Raw genomic sequence first — 16797 nt, 5'->3', positions numbered from 1 at the left:
ATGTCGACGCCGGATCTTTCCGTGACCGAGGGCAGCCAGGGCCTAGAGGTCGAAAACCTGCGCAAAAGCTACAAGACCCGCGTGGTGATCCGCGACTTTTCCATGTCGTTGAACCGGGGTGAGGTTGTGGCGCTGCTGGGTCCAAACGGCTGCGGGAAGTCGACCACCTTCTATTCCATCGCTGGCCTCGTGTACCCCGAAGGCGGTCACGTGAAAATTGACGGCCGCGATGTGACCGGCCTGCCGATGTACCGCCGCGCCAAGCTGGGCATCGGGTATCTGCCACAGGAAATGTCGATCTTCCGCGGCCTCAGCGTCGAAGACAACATCGCCTCGATCCTCGATATCTCGGAAAAAAGCCGCCACAAGCGCCGCGAGCGGCTGGAGGAGCTGCTGTCCGAATTTTCCATCGAACACCTGCGCCGCGCCCCTGCGCTGGCCCTGTCAGGCGGTGAACGGCGCCGGGTGGAGATTGCACGCTGTCTGGCGGCAAACCCCAAGTATCTGCTGCTGGACGAACCCTTTGCCGGGGTGGATCCGATCAGCGTTGGGGACATCCGTCATCTGGTCGCCGATCTGAAGAAACGCGGCATTGGCGTGCTGATCACCGACCACAACGTCCGCGAAACGCTGGAGATCGTGGACCGCGCCTATATCCTACATGACGGCAAGGTGCTGATGTCCGGCACCCCCGAAGAGGTGGTGGAGAATGAAAACGTCCGCCGCGTCTATCTAGGCGACAACTTCAAAATCACCTGATTTTCATAGATTTAACACCGCCGCGCCGGATCTGCCATCTGGGATGTGTCAAAAAACTTTCACAGGTTGATTGACAGAGAGGCACCGACTCAGTCCAAATGGGGGCATGACATTTCTGGCTTTTGCACCGATGGATGAGGTGGTCTTGATGACAAGGCCACCCTGCGGGCAAGCCGGTGTCATGCAACAATCCCACGATCGAATTTAACACTGCCATACCTCCGCCGCTGCGGGATGAGGGTGCTGTTTATTCGAAGTGTCACGTAAAGGAGACCTGATGCGCTATCAAATCACTGGAAAACAGATTGATATCGGCGAAGCGCTGCAAACCCATGTTCAGGACGGCCTGGGGGCTGCCGTTCAGAAATATGCAGAGCGGCCTACTGACGCCAATGTCATTTTCTCAAAATCAGCCAGCGAGTTTGTTTGTGAAGCCACCGTGCATCTATCCACCGGCCTGACCGCACAGGCCAAAGCCCACGATCATGAAATCTATGCCGCTTTTGAAAAATGCTGCGAAAAAATGGAAAAGCAGCTGCGGCGCTACAAGCGGCGTCTGAAGGACCATCACAGCTCGCGCTCCGAGCCGGTTGAACAATTTGGCGCTTCGTCCTATATCCTCGCCTCTGACAACGACGAAATGGAATCGGAACCCGAAGGGTTGCAACCGATGATCGTCGCAGAAATGGAAACCAAGATTCCATCGCTCTCGGTAGGTGAAGCCGTGATGCAAATGGAATTGGCCGGGGCTCCGGTTCTTGTTTTCCGGAACGAGGGGAAAGACGGGCTAAACGTCGTATATCGCCGCGATGACGGCAATATCGGCTGGATCGACCCGCAGTAATCAACGGCCGGGCCCAAGGTCCCGACCAGCGGAGCACTGAAGACTGACATGGAACTTTCGAGCATCCTCAAACAGGAGGCCGTCAAGGTTATTGGCGCGACCTCCAGCAAGAAACGTTTGCTGCACGATCTCGGTGACCTTGCCGCGTCTGCCTATGGGGTAAACCCGCAGGCGGCCGTTGAGGCTCTGCTGGAACGCGAAACTTTGGGCCCAACGGGCGTGGGCCACGGTGTGGCCCTGCCCCATGCCCGGCTGGCCGATATCGACCGTGTGGTGGGTGCCTTTATCCTGTTGGAAAAGCCGATCGACTTCGAAGCGGTGGACCGTCAGCCGGTGGATGTGGTCTTTGCGCTGTTTGCGCCGGAAGACGCAGGTGTTGAGCACCTGAAAGCGCTGGCGCTGGTATCACGTTCGCTGCGCGAAGCCTCGCTTTGCACCAAGCTGCGCGCCAATGCTGATCCTGCAACGCTCTACACCATCCTGACCGAAGGCCAGGGCCAGCAAGCGGCTTAACCGCTTACAAGCGTTGGATCACGACTGCAGGCCGCCCCCAAAAGGGCGGCTTTTGCTTTAGGCCCAGCTGCCAAAGCCGAAGCTGACGTAGTCTTTCTGGTAAAGCGCTGCCACCCGCGCCTCAATGTCCGCGTCATAAATCGCCTGCAGGGGTACCGGTGCCATTTCAGGTGGGCGTGCATAGGCAGGCGGCGCGTCATAGCCTGCCCGCCGCGCCAGCAGCGTCAGCATATCAGGCAGCTCATCTTCGCGCAGGATCATGTCGGGCTGCGCCAGATCGGCAAACCCCTGCAAGGTCTGGCTTTGACTGCACCAGGTGGCATCTACCCGGATGCCGGATTGCCCCGACAGGTTCACCTTGAGGAAATCCAAGAACCCCAGGAAGGCCGCCCGGTGATCCGCAGCGCTATAATCCGGCCCCACCTCATCCGGCAGTTCCAGCCCGAAGCGCCGGTTCAGCGTTTTACGGATCTTGGGATAGGTGCCGCCGCCGGTCGCCAGAATCTTGGAACAAAACGCATCATGCACCCGTTCCACCGGGTGGCGCAGAACCGAAAAGCTGCGGAAGCCCGGGTGATCCTTCTTCCAGATCCGCAGGGTTTTCTGCGAAAACTGGCTGACCAGTTCCTCAACCTCAGCACCATCCAGCGCCGCCAACCAGCGCGCCACAGCCGCATCGGACCCATTGCGCAGCGGCATGAACAACAAGGGCGCTTTGGCCCCGGCCACATAAGAGGGCACCACCGCCCCACGCCGGGGTTCAAAATTGGGGGTGCGCGTCAGGTTGAACTGATCCAGATGGGCCAGCGCCTCTTCCATCGCGGCGAAGTTTTCCACCTTCTCCGACAGCGGCGCCGGGTTCTGTTTCTTCAGCTTACCGTCCAGCTCTTCCAGCTGGTCAGACTGACCCAGCCACTGCGCCAGACCGTTCATCACATCCAGATCCTGCAGGTCCTCATAGGCGACATAGAACGCCGTCTGACCGCTGGTCTGAAGTGCGTTCAGCAGCTGCACCTGAAACGCCTGCAGGCTGGCCAGATGGGCCTCAAACTCAGCCCGGTCAAACAACGCCTTGCTGTCGCGGCGCTTCTTCACATTGGTCAGCTTCCACTGGCCGGTGGCCTGCGCAATCTTCCAGCTGACATAGCTGTCCACCGGATTGCGGGTCAGCACAATCTTGGCGCAACGCGGATCCGCCAGCAGAGTTTCCAACACCCGCGGATCATGGTCGTGGAAGTAGCGAAAGCCGCCCATCCCATCGCTATGGCGCTTGATGGTTTCCAACAGCCGCGTTGGATCCTCTTCGCGCATCGGCTGGGTGACGCCCAAGATCTCAGTCGAGTTGGGGTAGCCAATAAAATGGGGGTTAAACGCCTCACCATGGCAGACCAGACCGGGGAACGCGTTCAGGTTTGCCTCAAGGAAATTCGATCCGGTCCGCATCTCTGCAAAGACCACAAAATAGTCAAACCTGTCCTGCATCTAAGCCTATCTTACCAAATATGGTTTTCGTTTTGGGCGGGTGTCTTTGGCCATGCCCCGCTCCACCGCAAAATCCCCCATCAGATAGGGGTGCATGCCCTGGTTTTTCAGGTTTTGCAGGAACTGACCAAAGCCGGTCAAGTCTACCATTTTCGGCGCTTCCGCCAGACGGCGGCCCGAGCGGCTGCCGATCTCATCGATAATGGTCTGCAACGGCTCCATCGGGGCCTCAATAAATTCGGCCATGGTCCAGATCCGGATCCGCGCCGAGGCGTAGGGGGATCGCAGGATCTTCAGATGCTCGGCCTCCACCTTTTGCAGCTCAGCCGCTTCGCGCCGCAGATCAGCGAAATTGCGGTTGGACAGGAACAGCGGCACCGCCCAGGCGCCCGAAATGACTGAAACCTGCGCGTTAGGATCCTTGGCAAAGATCCAGCCAATGTCCTGCACATCGCGCGGGCCAAAGCGGAAACACTGCCGTTCCCCGCGGGAGTTCCAGATCAGGCTGGTGAGGTAGGCCTGCGGATTATAGTCACGGATCGCCGCGCTGTCGCTCAGCGCGCCATTCATCACCGTCTGACCATCCGCGTATTCTGCCCTCTCCTCCGCAAACAGGTGGCCATGCATGCGCACGCCGGTGGCCTTGGTCAACCAGCCGTCAAAATCCTCAAACAGGTCGCCAAAACCCTGGAACACCGAATACCGCGCCGAGGTCACGCCGTTTTCCCAGCCGTCATGCGGGAAGCGGCTTTGCATATATAGGCCGGGGCGGCCGCGTGTCCGGCGATCCACCGCTTTGGCAAAAATCCGGTCGATCTTGCCGGGGTTGGGTTCGGCCCCTTTCATCATCCCCGCCGGATCGCCGAGGAACGCCTCATACAGTCGGTTGGCATGGGGCCAGATCTTGCGCGCCACAAAACAGTCCGAGCGGCGCAACAGCTGCAGGTGATCGTCGTAGAAAATATGCGGTTTGCCCTGGAAGTCGAACTTCGACAGCGTCAGCGACCGGCTTTCGATACTGGTGGAATAGAGCCGCGCCAACGACTGGAAATAGCTTTCATCCGGGATCCAGACCCGTTTGAAGAAACTGTCATATAGCTCACGGTCGGGATCCTGCAGGATGGCTGACAAGGTCTGCCGGGTCAGGCACCACCACTGGCTGCCCATATGGGGCACGATGCCGTTGGGCAGATGCCGTTTACGCCCAACAAGCCGCTGCAGGCCCACCCAGCGATCAAAGAGGTAGCGGTTCTTTTTCCAGCTGAACGGAAAAGACAGCGTAAACCGTTCTTCGTCCAGGCCACCCACCGTCCAGGGCACATCGGCTGTGGTGGCGCTTTCGATAAAGTCGGTGCGCGGACGTTCCGCCAGATAGTCGATCAGCTGCTCTACCGGGCGCAGCGGCAGGCAGGAGCCTGAGGCCAGATAGACGTGACGCACATCCGCGAAGTGGCCCAGCATCATCTCCGACGCGCTTTGCGACGCAGCGACGATGCCCCAGGTGCCCCATTCACAGCGATGGCGTGGGCTGAACCGGACATCCGGCAGGTCCGACACGGCCTCAACAAAGGCGTTGTAGGTGCGGTGGTCCACATTGCGGTCGACGTGAATCACCACCGGACAGCCCGCCGCAGACCAGTGCCGCGCCACCTGTTCGGCCCGACCCAGCGCGGTGTGCACCAGCATGATGATTCCGACACTTCCCATAGGCGTCGCCCCGTTCAGGCCCAGTTGCCCTTGGACATCAATCCAAGGATCTCTAACTGGCGCCAGTTGATGTATTTTTCAGACCATTTGCACCAAAGGTCCGGGTTTTCGTCCAGCGTGGCGGCATAGGCCTTGTATTCCACACTGGCGGCATAGTGCTGTTTGCGCGCCAGCTCCTCCTGCGCTTTGGCATTGAAGGTGTCCAGAAACTTGGTGTGCAGCAACACACCGCTGGCCTTCTCACCCCCCCATTCATCGTAGACCGAGTTTAAACCGCGCGGCAGCAGCATATGAGTTGAGCTGGCGTAGACGTATTTCCTATCCCACTTCACCAGTGGGATTTTGTTGAGGGCCGGGGCCTTTTCCGGCGCCTCAGGGAAAAAGACGCGTTGGCGCGGTCCCCCCTGGATCCAGAGATTGCCAAATTTCCAGTTCCGCTCAATCGCGTAATTGCCGCTGTCGAACCAATTGGCAATTTCCAACGGATCCTGACCGGCGCGATAGGGTTGCTGATCAATCCTCCCCTTGGGGTACATATCCAGCAGCATCGAGCTGAAGGATTTGATCGATGACGCATCCAGCCAGTCGGTCAACGCCCTGAGCGGCCGGGTGTCACAGAACGGGTAAACCAGGAATTCATCGGGATCGACAACCAGCGTCCAATGGCCGTGACCATAGCGGCGCTGCAGATGGTTCAGCCAATCGACGCCAAAACGCGACCGCTTGTAGCTGGCACGGGTATGCCACAGCGACACATCCGGCTGATCCTGCAGGTAAGAGACTGAGCCATCATCGCTGTCATTGTCCACGATCAGGAAGTGGTTCACCCCCATGTCACGGTAATACTGCAGGAAATACGGCAGGCGCACCGCCTCATTTCGTTGGGTGCAGAACAGCAGGATGTCACCCGGTTTGATCGCTGAGGTGCGATTGGCGATCGGGCGCAGCTCCCGCCGTTTGCGAAAGGCGCGGATCAAAAACCGTTTGCGCCGTAGCCGTAGCCGATATGCTGTCCAGACGCCCAAACCCACTCCTCACATGTCCGTCACGGTGATGCCGGGACCGGCGGGGGTCTACCCTGTCACAGCCGTCTTAACACCACGTTGAAATGCTCCTGCCAGGACGGGGGCACGAATCGTGCCAGTTCGGTCATCTTGATTGTCCAAGAATACTGATCATTCACCGGCAGGTAAACGGCATTGTTTCCAAGAACTTCCCTAAACACCGGCAAATCACTGCAGATCACAGGACAGCCCCGCGCCCGCGCCTCAATCGCGGGCAGGCCATAGCCCTCAGCCAATGAGGGAAACAGCAAGGCTGCCGCGCCTTCCATCACATGTGCGATTTCACCATCGATGAGCCCCGATAGTTCAAACACGGGAAACCCACGGTCCCGCGCTTGATCCAAGCGATCCATCACCGCCGCACTGATCCAGCCGCGCTGCCCGCAGATGACCAGCTGCAACGGCACCCCCTCGGCGATCAGCTGATCCCAGATGTCCAGCAGCATGACATGGTTTTTACGCGGCTCAATGGTGCCCAGGATAATCACATGAGGGATGGCCGGATCAAACCCGTCTGGCATCTCAAACGGTTCGGGCACCACATCCTGCATCTCCACCCCCAGCGGCGCCACCAGACAGGGCGGCACAGCCCCCACCTTGGCCATATGGGTGACAACCTCAGCCTCCGTCGCGATAGAATTGCAGAGGATCAGATCGCTGTGTTTACGCACCCGTTCAACCTTGTTGGCAAAGCGCTCCGCTGTCTCGGGTCGTTGGGTTTCGGGGTGGGTCAGCGGGATCAGATCGTGCAGCATCACCACCACCCGCGCGCCCTGCGCCTCGACGGCCTGCAGCACACGATCGGTCAGGTTGGAATGCCCGACGTTCACGTAGCTCACCCCCTGAGGCAGGTGGCGGGCCAGCATTGCAGGCAATCGGCGCGGCACACCACGGGCAATTGCATCACGCCTCAGGCTGCTTTCGGCCCGCCGCCGCTCGCTGTCACCCCGTCCGATCAGGGCCAGCGCCCCCAGCCGGCCCCAGGGCAACTGCCCCTCCAACCGGTCCTGAAATCGCTGCAAGCCCGCCCGATCCAGCAGGAGATACCCCAAGCGGGTGCGGACAAGACCAAACACCAGCCGATCCTGATCCAGCAACGCCCGCAGATAGGCCCGTTCCACCCGGTCGACACCGGTGGGCAACCGCCCAGCCCGGCGCAGGCTGCGCGTCACATCCAGCAGATAGGCGCTGGCAGTGGGGCTGTCGGCAAGAGGCTGCGGCGTCATCAGCTGTTGGGTCCATCCTGGGTCAGCGGGCAAAGAAAAGGCCCGGACAAATGCCGGGCCATGATCCGCAGAACCTGTTTAAATGACAAGCGCTTACTGAGCTGCCTTATCAAGGGTCAGCACCTCTTGCAGGTAGTCACGCAATTCATCACGCAACTCAGGACGCGACAGGCCAAAGGAAACCGTTGCCTGCAGGAACCCCGCCTTGGAGCCACAATCAAACCGTTGACCGTTGAACCGGTAGCCATAAACGCCACGGTCGGTGCCGATCTCTTTGGCGATGGCATCAGTCAGCTGAATCTCACCACCAGCACCGGCCTCCTTCGAGTTCAGGGAGGTCAGCACATTCGGATGCAGGATGTAACGGCCGATCACCGCCAGATTGGACGGCTCGGTGCCCGGTGCAGGCTTTTCCACCATACCCTTTGCTTTGACCACGGCGCCACGATCATCGGCAACGTCCAGCACACCGTAAGCATGGGCTTTCTCTGGCGGCACTTCCATCGTGGCCACCATGGAGCCGCCGGTCTCCTCATAGGCTTCGACCATCTGCTTCAGGCAGGGCTTTTCCGCCGCGATCACATCATCGGGCAGGATAACCGCGAAAGGCTCATCATGGATCATACGGCGGGCACACCAGACGGCATGGCCGAGGCCCAGCGCCTTGTGCTGGCGCAGATAGGCGATCTGCCCGCTGTCCATATTGGTGGCTTTCAGGATGTCCAGCAGCTCGGTTTTGCCTTTGCTGGCCAGATCATGTTCCAGCTGATGGGCATGATCGAAATAATCTTCCAACGCGGATTTCCCGCGCGAGGTCACAAAGATGAACTCTTTGATCCCTGCCTCGCGCGCCTCATCAATCGCATATTGGATCAGCGGGCGATCCACCAAGGTCATAATTTCCTTCGGAACGGATTTGGTTGCAGGCAGGAATCGCGTGCCCAAACCGGCGACCGGGAAAATTGCTTTGGTTATTTTTTGTTTCATGCCGACCTCATAACTGCAAAATCAAAATAGACTTATTCAAACCCGAAATAAAGCTAAGGTCCGAAATCGGTTCACACTGGCGCACAGTGGCCTAAACACTGCAACCGGAAGAACCCGATTTTCACCCAAAATTCAATTCACTTCGCGCCGCTCACCCACGCGCTGTGCCTCTTCCGCAACGCGGTTTTGAAACCGGATCAGGCGCACAAGTCTCTGATTTCGAACGCTTCTGCCAAACAAGCCACCCCGCTGCAGCCATATGCCCGGCAGATGATAGCCCAGTCGGTGGAACCGTGAGGTTGGCGAAAACAGATAAAGCGAAACCGTGGTGCCCCGCGCCGCGGCCGCCTCGGCCTCTGCCCAGAGCGTACGGCGCCGCCAGATCCAGCCGCTCAGCACCAAATGGTCCCCATTGGCCTTGCTCTCAAACGCGCGGAACGTACCGCGCGGCTCCAGCGCCTCGGCCTGCTGATCTACGGCGCGCGTGGCCCCCGCGGCGATCCCGGCCTCCAGGGTTTCCAGAACATCGGCAAGATCACTGCGGCTGATCAGCTTCTGACGCACCTGCCGCTGCAGCCGGTCCCATTGTTCCTGTCGCAATTCGGTCAGGGCCCGCTCATGATCACCGTCGGGATCATGTTTGCGCAGGAACACCATGCTGCTAGCACCCACATCAAACAGATCGGTCACCGCCCGGTTTTGCTTGCGGCGCGGGCTGGGCGCATAGGCATGATGCACCTCTGCCAGCGGCACCAAAGCCACCTGCCCGCCAGCTGCTGCCAACCGCAGGTTTAGGTCGGTTTCATCCTGATAGAAATGAAACGCCTCATCAAACCCACCCAAACGCTGCAGCCAATCCCGCCGCACCGCCATATTGGTGCCTTCGGTCTTCACCACATGCCCCGGCGGTGGCGTGATGATCTGCGGCGCCTCCCCCTCAACAGAAATCGGGTGTGCTTTGCCCTGAGGATCAATCACCCGGGCCCGCCATTGGTAGCTGATCCCGTTGCGCCCGCGCACATATCCGCCGGTGACCGCCACCCCAGACCCGGCAAAAGGCCCCACCAGATGGCAGAGCCATGTCGGTTCAGGCACCGCATCATCATCGATGAAGGCCACAACCTCCCCAGCTGAGGCCGCGATGCCCAGATTGCGTGCGGCAGAGATATTGGGCTGATCGAAGCCAACCAATGTCACCATATCCGCCAGACCTGCCGCAGCAACTGCGGCCTCGCCCTCAGGGTCCGTGACCACCACAATCTCATAGGCGTCATAATAGAGCCGGCTGAGCCCGGAGAGGCAGCGCGCCAGATCCTCTGCTCGACCACGACTCACCACAACAACGGAAACAGACGGGCGACCGCCCGTCTGTGCCGCCGTCTGCGAAACTGTCATGGTGGGCGGCGTCATCACGCCTCTTTCAGCACAACGCTGGGCGAATAGGCGATGAAGAACGGGTTGGCGTAGCCGTCTTTGCCATAGGCCAAGGGGCTGTGATCATCAAAGCGCACCACTTTGCCCCCTGCCCCATGCAGCACAGCATGGCCTGCAGCGGTGTCCCATTCCATCGTCCGGCCAACGCGGGGGTAAATATCGGCTTCACCCGTCGCCACCAGACAGAATTTCAGCGACGAACCCGCGCTTTTGCTGTCTGCAACGCTATATTTGTTGATGTAATCATCAGTCGCCTGATCCCGGTGCGATTTCGACGCCACAACCAGCAGCGCCTCATTGTCCGCATCCGAAACCTTGATCGTTTTGGTCTCACCGATCTGATCCTTTTCCAATGCGCCTGTTTCTTCCACCGCGGCGCCATCTGCCAGGGTGTAGAACATCCGGTTGCGCGCCGGGGCGAAGACCACGCCACGGGTCGGCACACCGTTTTCCACATAGGCGATATTGACGGTGAAATCGCCACGACGGTGGACAAATTCCTTGGTGCCGTCCAGCGGGTCAACAATCAGAAATGTATCCGCTTTTTCGCTATGCGACTCGGCCTGCTCCTCGGTCACCAGCAACACATCAGGGAACGCCGCGCGCAGCCCGGCCGAGATCAGCGCATCCGCCGCTTCATCCGCTTCGGTCACCGGGCTTTCGTCCGACTTCACTTTCACTTCGAAACTGTCGGAATTGTAGATTTCCATAATCTTGTCACCGGCCTCAAGCGCGAGACGGCGCATCACTTCACTCAGCTTTTGGTAATCCAAACCTGTATTCCTTTCAGAGGAGCCACCCAAATAGGGTCACAGGCCGACCCCCGGGCGATTATTGCCATAAATACGCCACCCTCTTATGGTCTTAGGCTAAGCAAACGGCAAGGATTGACCGTTGTAATAACCGCAGCAAGCGGGAGCAGGCGCAAATGTTTTACAAGAGTCGCAAAGAAACGGGGCTGGAAGCGGCGGTCATGATGGCCGAGCTGACCTACCACTCGATTGCGCGAAAGATCCGCAACACCCATGGTAATGCGGTGCTGTCGATCCTTGTGAACCTGATGCAGCTGATGATCATGGTGATCGCCTTTTATGCGATGTTCACCCTGCTGGGCCTGCGCAGCGTCGCCGTGCGCGGTGACTTCATGCTCTACCTGATGTCGGGGATCTTCCTCTACATGACCCACGCCAAAACCCTTGGCGCGGTGGTCGGCTCCGAAGGGCCAACCTCAGCAATGATGCTGCATGCCCCGATGAACACCATCATCGCCATCATGTCCTCTGCGCTCAGCGCGCTCTATCTGCAGGTGCTGGCCCTGTCGCTGATCCTGTTCATCTACTACATGGGCTTCAATAAGTTCGTGATCGAAGATGCCGCCGGTGCCTTTGGCATGTTGCTGCTGGCCTGGTTTGGCGGTCTGGCCATTGGCACGGTGCTTTTGGCCCTGAAACCCTGGTTTCCCGCCGCGGTGCAGATCATCACGCTGATCTACCAGCGGGCCAATATGATCGCATCGGGCAAGATGTTCCTGGCAAACTCCCTACCCGGCTTCATGCTGGCGATGTTTGACTGGAACCCGTTGTTCCACGCCATCGATCAGGCCCGGGGCTTTGTTTTCATCAACTATGTGCCGCGCTATTCCTCAATCAAATATGCGCTGATCTGTTACGGTGTGATCTTGATGCTGGGCCTGATTGGCGAATTTTACACCCGCCGCCATTCCTCACTCAGCTGGGGCGCACGGCGCTAGACATGGCATTGCCTGAGGGCCCTTCGGGGCCCGAGGTATCCTGCCTGCGCGCCAGCGCAGACCGCTCAGCACCGCTATCCCACCACCCGACAGGTCAGGTTGATACGCCCCCCCTGTGGCAACAAGGTGGAGGAGCCGAAGCGGATCTTATCGACGCCGTGATGCAGCAACCGGGCCTCGCCGCCCATCACCAGCACATCGCCTGAGCGCAGCCAGATCGATTCGGTGCTGCCGCCGCGGTCCAGATTGCCGACGCGAAACAGCGCCTCATCCCCGAGTGACACCGACAGGACCGGCCAGCTAAAATCACCTTCGTCGCGATCCTGATGCATCCCCATCCGGGTGCCTTCGCCGTAGAAATTGATCAGGCAGCAATCGGGATCGCGCTGATCGCTGCCAAGGGCGCGCCACAGATCCAGCACCTGTTGCGGGATCGCGGGCCATGCCGCGCCACCAGGATGGCGGGGTTCATAGCGATAGCCCTTGCGGTCACTGACCCAACCCAGCCGACCGGCTGAGGTCATGCGCACCGACATCGGTTTGCCCCGTGCCGTAACAGGGGCGAAAAACGGCGCCTGTTTAGCGCAATCCCGCAAGGCGGCCACTAATTCAGCCTGCGCCTCTGGATCCAGATACCCGGGGTAGATCTGCACCCCGCGCAAGTTGATCGCGGGGCCCGCGGTTGGGGCGGATCCACGGCTCATCTACGGCCCTTTTCGCCGTCAGACGGCCAAAGCTGAAAGAATCCCATCGGAATCGCTGATTCCCTCCTTTTGCAGTGCTTGCAGGGTGCCTCCGCCCTCCCTATATACGCCGGGAAGCGTAGGGATCCACTCCGGACCCTGCACAAACCAGATCGGGGCAGGATGCCGCAATGGGTCCATCGCCTCGTGCAATCGCCTTGAAGTAAAAAGGGATCAAAACATGTCGAAAGTCATCGGTATTGACCTGGGGACCACCAACAGCTGCGTTGCGCTGATGGATGGCTCGCAAGCCAAAGTAATCGAAAACGCGGAAGGGGCACGCACCACCCCGTCGATCGTCGCCTTCACCGACGATGAGCGCCTGGTGGGCCAGCCGGCAAAACGTCAGGCCGTCACCAACCCCGCCAACACCATTTTCGGTGTAAAACGTCTGATCGGCCGTCGCGCAGATGACGCACATCTGGCCAAAGACAAGAAAAACCTGCCCTTCGAAGTCGTAAACGGCGGCAACGGTGATGCATGGGTCGAAGCCAAGGGTGAGCAGTACTCCCCGTCGCAGATCTCGGCCTTCATCCTGGGCAAAATGAAAGAAACCGCAGAGTCCTACCTGGGTGAGGAAGTTTCCCAGGCGGTGATCACGGTTCCTGCCTACTTCAACGACGCTCAGCGTCAGGCCACCAAAGACGCCGGCAAGATCGCTGGCCTCGAAGTGCTGCGCATCATCAACGAACCGACCGCCGCCGCGCTGGCCTACGGTCTGGACAAAGAAGAAACCCAAACCATCGCCGTTTATGACCTTGGCGGCGGTACCTTCGACGTGACCATCCTGGAAATCGACGAAGGCCTGTTTGAGGTGAAGTCGACCAACGGTGACACCTTCCTGGGTGGTGAAGACTTCGACATGCGCATCGTCAGCTACCTGGCCGATGAGTTCAAAAAAGAGCATGGCGTTGACCTGACCAAAGACAAGATGGCCCTGCAGCGTCTGAAAGAAGCTGCTGAAAAAGCCAAAATCGAACTGTCTTCGGCGCAGCAGACCGAAATCAACCAGCCGTTCATCTCGATGGACGCTGCCACCGGTCAGCCGCTGCACCTGGTTGTCAAACTGACCCGCGCCAAGCTGGAAAGCCTGGTGGGTGACCTGATCAAAAACTCGATCAAGCCGTGCCAGGCCGCGCTGAAAGACGCCGGTCTGACCACAAGCGACATCGACGAAGTTGTTCTGGTTGGCGGTATGACCCGTATGCCGAAGGTCATCGAAGAAGTGACCAAATTCTTCGGCAAAGAGCCCCACAAAGGTGTGAACCCGGACGAAGTTGTGGCCATGGGCGCCGCCATTCAGGCCGGTGTTCTGCAGGGCGACGTGAAAGACGTTGTTCTTCTGGACGTGACCCCGCTGTCCCTGGGCATCGAAACCCTGGGCGGTGTCTTCACCCGTCTGATCGACCGCAACACCACCATCCCGACCAAGAAGTCTCAGGTCTTCTCGACCGCCGAAGACAACCAGTCGGCCGTGACCATCCGGGTCTTCCAGGGTGAACGTGAAATGGCAGCGGACAACAAGATCCTCGGCCAGTTCAACCTCGAGGATATCCCGCCGGCACCGCGTGGCATGCCGCAGATCGAAGTGACCTTCGACATTGACGCAAACGGCATCGTTTCCGTAGGCGCCAAAGACAAGGCCACCGGCAAAGAACAGCAGATCACCATCCAGGCCTCGGGCGGCCTCAGCGAGGATGACATCGAACAGATGGTCAAAGACGCGGAAGAGAACGCCGAAGCCGATAAGGAACGTCGTGAGCTGGTCGAAGCGCGCAACCAGGCCGAAAGCCTGATCCTGTCGACCGAAAAGTCGATGGAAGAGCACGCTGACAAAGTGGATCCGACCACCATCGAAGCCATCGAACTGGCCATCGCCGCCCTGAAGGACGACCTGGCCAAAGACGACGTCAAGGCTGAGAAGATCCAGTCCGGCATCCAGAACGTGACCGAATCGGCCATGAAACTGGGTGAAGCCATCTACAAGGCCGCCCAGGAAGAGGGCGACGCCGAAGAAGGTCCGGTGGATGTGGACGAAGCCGCAGGTCCGGCCGGTGACGACGATATCGTTGACGCCGACTTCGAGGATCTGGACGACGACAAGCGCGCGTAATCCGCGTTTTCCTAGGAACAATTCGGGGGCCGGCCTTTCCGGGCCGGCCTTCGACGTTCCGCAAGAAGGGGTAACCCAATGGCAAAACGGGATTATTACGAAACACTGGGCGCGGCCAAAGGGGCCTCGGCCGATGAGTTGAAAAAGGCCTATCGCAAGAAGGCCAAAGAACTGCACCCGGACCGCAACAAGGACAACCCGGACGCGGAAGCGCAGTTCAAAGAAGTCAACGAAGCCTATGACGTCCTGAAAGACGCCGAGAAGAAAGCCGCCTACGACCGCTTTGGTCATGCTGCCTTCGAAGGTGGCATGGGCGGTGGCGGCGGCGGTGGCTTCCACCGTGGCGGTGGCCAGGGCGATTTCGCCTCGGCCTTCTCGGATGTGTTTGACGATCTCTTTGGCGATATGATGGGTGGCGGCCGCGGTGGCGGTGGACGCTCCCGCGCGGCCCGTGGCGCAGACCTGCGCTACAATCTGCGAATCTCGCTCGAAGAGGCGTTTAACGGTCAGCAGAAAACCATCAAGGTGCCGACTTCGGTTGCCTGTGGCTCCTGTGACGGCTCCGGCGCCGAAGGTGGCGCAGAACCGCAGGTATGCCCAACCTGTTCCGGCATCGGTAAGGTGCGGGCGCAGCAGGGTTTCTTTACCGTTGAACGCACCTGCCCAACCTGTTCCGGTCTGGGTCAGATCATCCAGAACCCCTGTAAGGGCTGTGGCGGTCAGGGCCGTGTTGAAAAGGATCGCTCCCTCAGCGTGAACATCCCTGCAGGTGTGGAAACCGGCACCCGCATCCGTCTGGCTGGCGAAGGCGAAGCTGGCATGCGCGGCGGGCCGGCGGGCGATCTCTACATCTTCATTGAGGTCGGCAAACACGACATCTTTGAACGTGAGGACAGCGATCTGTTCTGCCGTGTGCCGGTCTCGATGACCGTGGCGGCCATGGGCGGCGACATCGAAGTGCCCACCATCGACGGGGGCCGCTCACGCGTGAAGATCCCCGCAGGCAGCCAATCCGGCCGCCAGATGCGCCTGCGCGGCAAGGGCATGCCCGCCCTGCGTGGCAACCACACTGGTGACATGTTCATCGAGCTGGCGGTGGAAACACCGGTCAACCTGACCGCCCGCCAGAAAGAGCTGCTGAAAGAGTTTGAGGAACTGTCCGAGGACAACAACCCCGAAAGCTCCAGCTTCTTCTCTTCGGTGAAAAACTTCTGGGACAGCATGAAAGGCTGATCCGGCAAAAGGGCGCTCCGGCGCCCTTTTTTATTGGCTCCCCTCTCGTTGCAGCGCGTATTGCAGCCTCTTTTCAACGTTCCCAAAATACTCCGGGTGAATGGGGGCAAATCGCAGATTTGACCGCAGAGGGCAGCGCCCTTAACCCTTTGCTAACCAATCTGCGCAACGCTGGGACCATGAGCCATTTCCGCGAATCCCCGTTGCCTCTGTTTGATGACGCGGCACCTGTCCCTGCGTCCCGCCCACGTAAAACCGCCCAAAAACTCCCCAGCTACATCCGCGACCATCGCAAGCGGCTGCGCGAAAGATTTCTCGCCGGGGGCGCGGATGCTCTGCCGGATTACGAACTCTTGGAACTGGTGCTGTTTCGCGCCATTCCGCGGCAGGATGTGAAACCCTTGGCCCGGCTGCTGCTGGACACCTTTGGGGACTTCAACCGCACCCTTTCCGCCCCGATCCCGCGCCTGGCGAAGGTATCGGGGGTGGGCGATGCCGTGATCTGTGAGCTGAAACTGGTGGAGGCCGCGGCGCACCGCCTGTCGCGGGCCCGAGTGATGCAGCGCCCCGTGGTCAGCAGCTGGGACGCCTTACTGGATTACTGCCACACCGCGATGGCGCATCAGGACATTGAGCAGTTTCGCGTGCTATATCTGGACCGCAAAAACACCCTGATCGCGGATGAGGCGCAGGCGCGCGGCACGGTGGATCACGTCCCTGTCTACCCGCGTGAGGTGGTGAAACGGGCGCTGGAGCTTAACGCCTCGGCCCTCATCCTGGTGCACAACCACCCCTCAGGCGATCCCACCCCGTCAGAGGCGGACATCAGCATGACACAGCAGATCCACCGCGCGGCTGAGGCGCTGAGCGTCACGCTACATGATCATCTGATCATCGGAAAATCGCAGGAAATCTCATTCCGTGCGGAGGGTCTGCTATAGC

The 16797-nt window shown here is 59.6% G+C and carries 15 protein-coding genes; 7 read left to right on the top strand and 8 right to left on the bottom strand.

The window, feature by feature from the left end; genetic code table 11:
- The 3 genes from lptB to TL5118_RS08745 all read left to right on the top strand — a co-directional run bounded on the left by lptB (window position 1) and on the right by TL5118_RS08745 (window position 2116).
- A complete protein-coding gene (gene lptB, locus TL5118_RS08755; protein ID WP_058242539.1) occupies window positions 1-759 on the top strand; it encodes an LPS export ABC transporter ATP-binding protein in 759 nt (252 codons plus the stop codon).
- Between the two features lie 277 nt (window positions 760-1036).
- Window positions 1037-1603, top strand: a complete 567-nt coding sequence (hpf, locus tag TL5118_RS08750; protein ID WP_058242538.1) for a ribosome hibernation-promoting factor, HPF/YfiA family — start codon at window positions 1037-1039, stop codon at window positions 1601-1603.
- A 48-nt stretch (window positions 1604-1651) separates the two neighbouring features.
- A complete protein-coding gene (locus tag TL5118_RS08745) occupies window positions 1652-2116 on the top strand; it encodes a PTS sugar transporter subunit IIA (protein ID WP_058242537.1) in 465 nt (154 codons plus the stop codon).
- 57 nt (window positions 2117-2173) lie between these two features.
- On the opposite strand, the gene TL5118_RS08740 is transcribed toward TL5118_RS08745, so the two are convergent.
- The 7 genes from TL5118_RS08740 to cysQ form a co-directional block, all read right to left on the bottom strand.
- On the bottom strand, window positions 2174-3598 hold the full coding sequence (locus TL5118_RS08740) for a hypothetical protein (protein WP_058242536.1): 1425 nt from the start codon (window positions 3596-3598) through the stop codon (window positions 2174-2176).
- Window positions 3599-3604: 6 nt separating this feature from the next.
- Entirely contained in the window at window positions 3605-5305 is a 1701-nt protein-coding gene (locus tag TL5118_RS08735) for a DUF5927 domain-containing protein (protein ID WP_058242535.1), read from the bottom strand.
- A gap of 14 nt (window positions 5306-5319) precedes the next feature.
- Window positions 5320-6330 (bottom strand): glycosyltransferase family 2 protein, encoded by a 1011-nt coding sequence (locus TL5118_RS08730; protein WP_058242534.1) that lies wholly within the window; start codon window positions 6328-6330, stop codon window positions 5320-5322.
- 56 nt (window positions 6331-6386) lie between these two features.
- The gene (locus TL5118_RS08725; RefSeq protein WP_058242533.1) at window positions 6387-7595 is read right to left on the bottom strand and encodes a glycosyltransferase family 4 protein; all 1209 of its coding nucleotides are present in this window, start codon (window positions 7593-7595) and stop codon (window positions 6387-6389) included.
- Between the two features lie 93 nt (window positions 7596-7688).
- Window positions 7689-8582 (bottom strand): UTP--glucose-1-phosphate uridylyltransferase GalU, encoded by an 894-nt coding sequence (gene galU / locus TL5118_RS08720; RefSeq protein WP_058242532.1) that lies wholly within the window; start codon window positions 8580-8582, stop codon window positions 7689-7691.
- Between the two features lie 132 nt (window positions 8583-8714).
- The gene (locus TL5118_RS08715) at window positions 8715-9992 is read right to left on the bottom strand and encodes a glycosyltransferase family 2 protein (RefSeq protein WP_058242531.1); all 1278 of its coding nucleotides are present in this window, start codon (window positions 9990-9992) and stop codon (window positions 8715-8717) included.
- Entirely contained in the window at window positions 9992-10789 is a 798-nt protein-coding gene (cysQ, locus tag TL5118_RS08710; RefSeq protein WP_058242530.1) for a 3'(2'),5'-bisphosphate nucleotidase CysQ, read from the bottom strand. Before cysQ ends, TL5118_RS08715 begins: the two co-directional genes overlap by 1 nt.
- Window positions 10790-10944: 155 nt before the next feature.
- On the opposite strand from cysQ, the gene TL5118_RS08705 reads away from it, so the two are divergent.
- Window positions 10945-11766 (top strand): ABC transporter permease, encoded by an 822-nt coding sequence (locus TL5118_RS08705; RefSeq protein WP_058242529.1) that lies wholly within the window; start codon window positions 10945-10947, stop codon window positions 11764-11766.
- 74 nt (window positions 11767-11840) lie between these two features.
- Here TL5118_RS08705 and TL5118_RS08700 read toward each other — a convergent pair whose 3' ends face one another.
- A complete protein-coding gene (locus TL5118_RS08700) occupies window positions 11841-12470 on the bottom strand; it encodes an alpha-ketoglutarate-dependent dioxygenase AlkB family protein (protein WP_058242528.1) in 630 nt (209 codons plus the stop codon).
- A 220-nt stretch (window positions 12471-12690) separates the two neighbouring features.
- Here TL5118_RS08700 and dnaK point away from each other — a divergent pair, with 220 nt between their 5' ends.
- From dnaK to radC, 3 genes are all read left to right on the top strand, one after another.
- Complete coding sequence (dnaK, locus tag TL5118_RS08695; RefSeq protein WP_058242527.1) at window positions 12691-14622, top strand: molecular chaperone DnaK; 1932 nt, start codon at window positions 12691-12693, stop codon at window positions 14620-14622.
- Window positions 14623-14700: 78 nt separating this feature from the next.
- Window positions 14701-15855, top strand: coding sequence for a molecular chaperone DnaJ (gene dnaJ / locus TL5118_RS08690; RefSeq protein WP_058242526.1), 1155 nt, complete (start codon window positions 14701-14703; stop codon window positions 15853-15855).
- A gap of 179 nt (window positions 15856-16034) precedes the next feature.
- Window positions 16035-16796 (top strand): RadC family protein, encoded by a 762-nt coding sequence (radC, locus tag TL5118_RS08685; protein ID WP_058242634.1) that lies wholly within the window; start codon window positions 16035-16037, stop codon window positions 16794-16796.
- Window position 16797 lies beyond the last annotated feature (1 nt).

It is taken from the genome of Thalassovita autumnalis (assembly GCF_001458255.1).
GTDB classification, from domain to species: domain Bacteria; phylum Pseudomonadota; class Alphaproteobacteria; order Rhodobacterales; family Rhodobacteraceae; genus Thalassobius; species Thalassobius autumnalis.
The sequence above is the reverse complement of the archived record's forward strand: the minus strand, read 5'-3'. Positions and strand labels throughout refer to the sequence as shown.

What these genes read in the sequence shown, in the direction of transcription:
- lptB (WP_058242539.1), top strand. Translation starts at nt 1, where the DNA reads ATGTCGACGCCGGATCTTTCCGTGACCGAGGGCAGCCAGGGCCTAGAG.
- hpf (WP_058242538.1), top strand. Translation starts at nt 1,037, where the DNA reads ATGCGCTATCAAATCACTGGAAAACAGATTGATATCGGCGAAGCGCTG.
- TL5118_RS08745 (WP_058242537.1), top strand. Translation starts at nt 1,652, where the DNA reads ATGGAACTTTCGAGCATCCTCAAACAGGAGGCCGTCAAGGTTATTGGC.
- TL5118_RS08740 (WP_058242536.1), bottom strand. Translation starts at nt 3,598, where the DNA reads ATGCAGGACAGGTTTGACTATTTTGTGGTCTTTGCAGAGATGCGGACC.
- TL5118_RS08735 (WP_058242535.1), bottom strand. Translation starts at nt 5,305, where the DNA reads ATGGGAAGTGTCGGAATCATCATGCTGGTGCACACCGCGCTGGGTCGG.
- TL5118_RS08725 (WP_058242533.1), bottom strand. Translation starts at nt 7,595, where the DNA reads ATGACGCCGCAGCCTCTTGCCGACAGCCCCACTGCCAGCGCCTATCTG.
- galU (WP_058242532.1), bottom strand. Translation starts at nt 8,582, where the DNA reads ATGAAACAAAAAATAACCAAAGCAATTTTCCCGGTCGCCGGTTTGGGC.
- TL5118_RS08715 (WP_058242531.1), bottom strand. Translation starts at nt 9,992, where the DNA reads ATGACGCCGCCCACCATGACAGTTTCGCAGACGGCGGCACAGACGGGC.
- TL5118_RS08705 (WP_058242529.1), top strand. Translation starts at nt 10,945, where the DNA reads ATGTTTTACAAGAGTCGCAAAGAAACGGGGCTGGAAGCGGCGGTCATG.
- TL5118_RS08700 (WP_058242528.1), bottom strand. Translation starts at nt 12,470, where the DNA reads ATGAGCCGTGGATCCGCCCCAACCGCGGGCCCCGCGATCAACTTGCGC.
- dnaK (WP_058242527.1), top strand. Translation starts at nt 12,691, where the DNA reads ATGTCGAAAGTCATCGGTATTGACCTGGGGACCACCAACAGCTGCGTT.
- dnaJ (WP_058242526.1), top strand. Translation starts at nt 14,701, where the DNA reads ATGGCAAAACGGGATTATTACGAAACACTGGGCGCGGCCAAAGGGGCC.
- radC (WP_058242634.1), top strand. Translation starts at nt 16,035, where the DNA reads ATGAGCCATTTCCGCGAATCCCCGTTGCCTCTGTTTGATGACGCGGCA.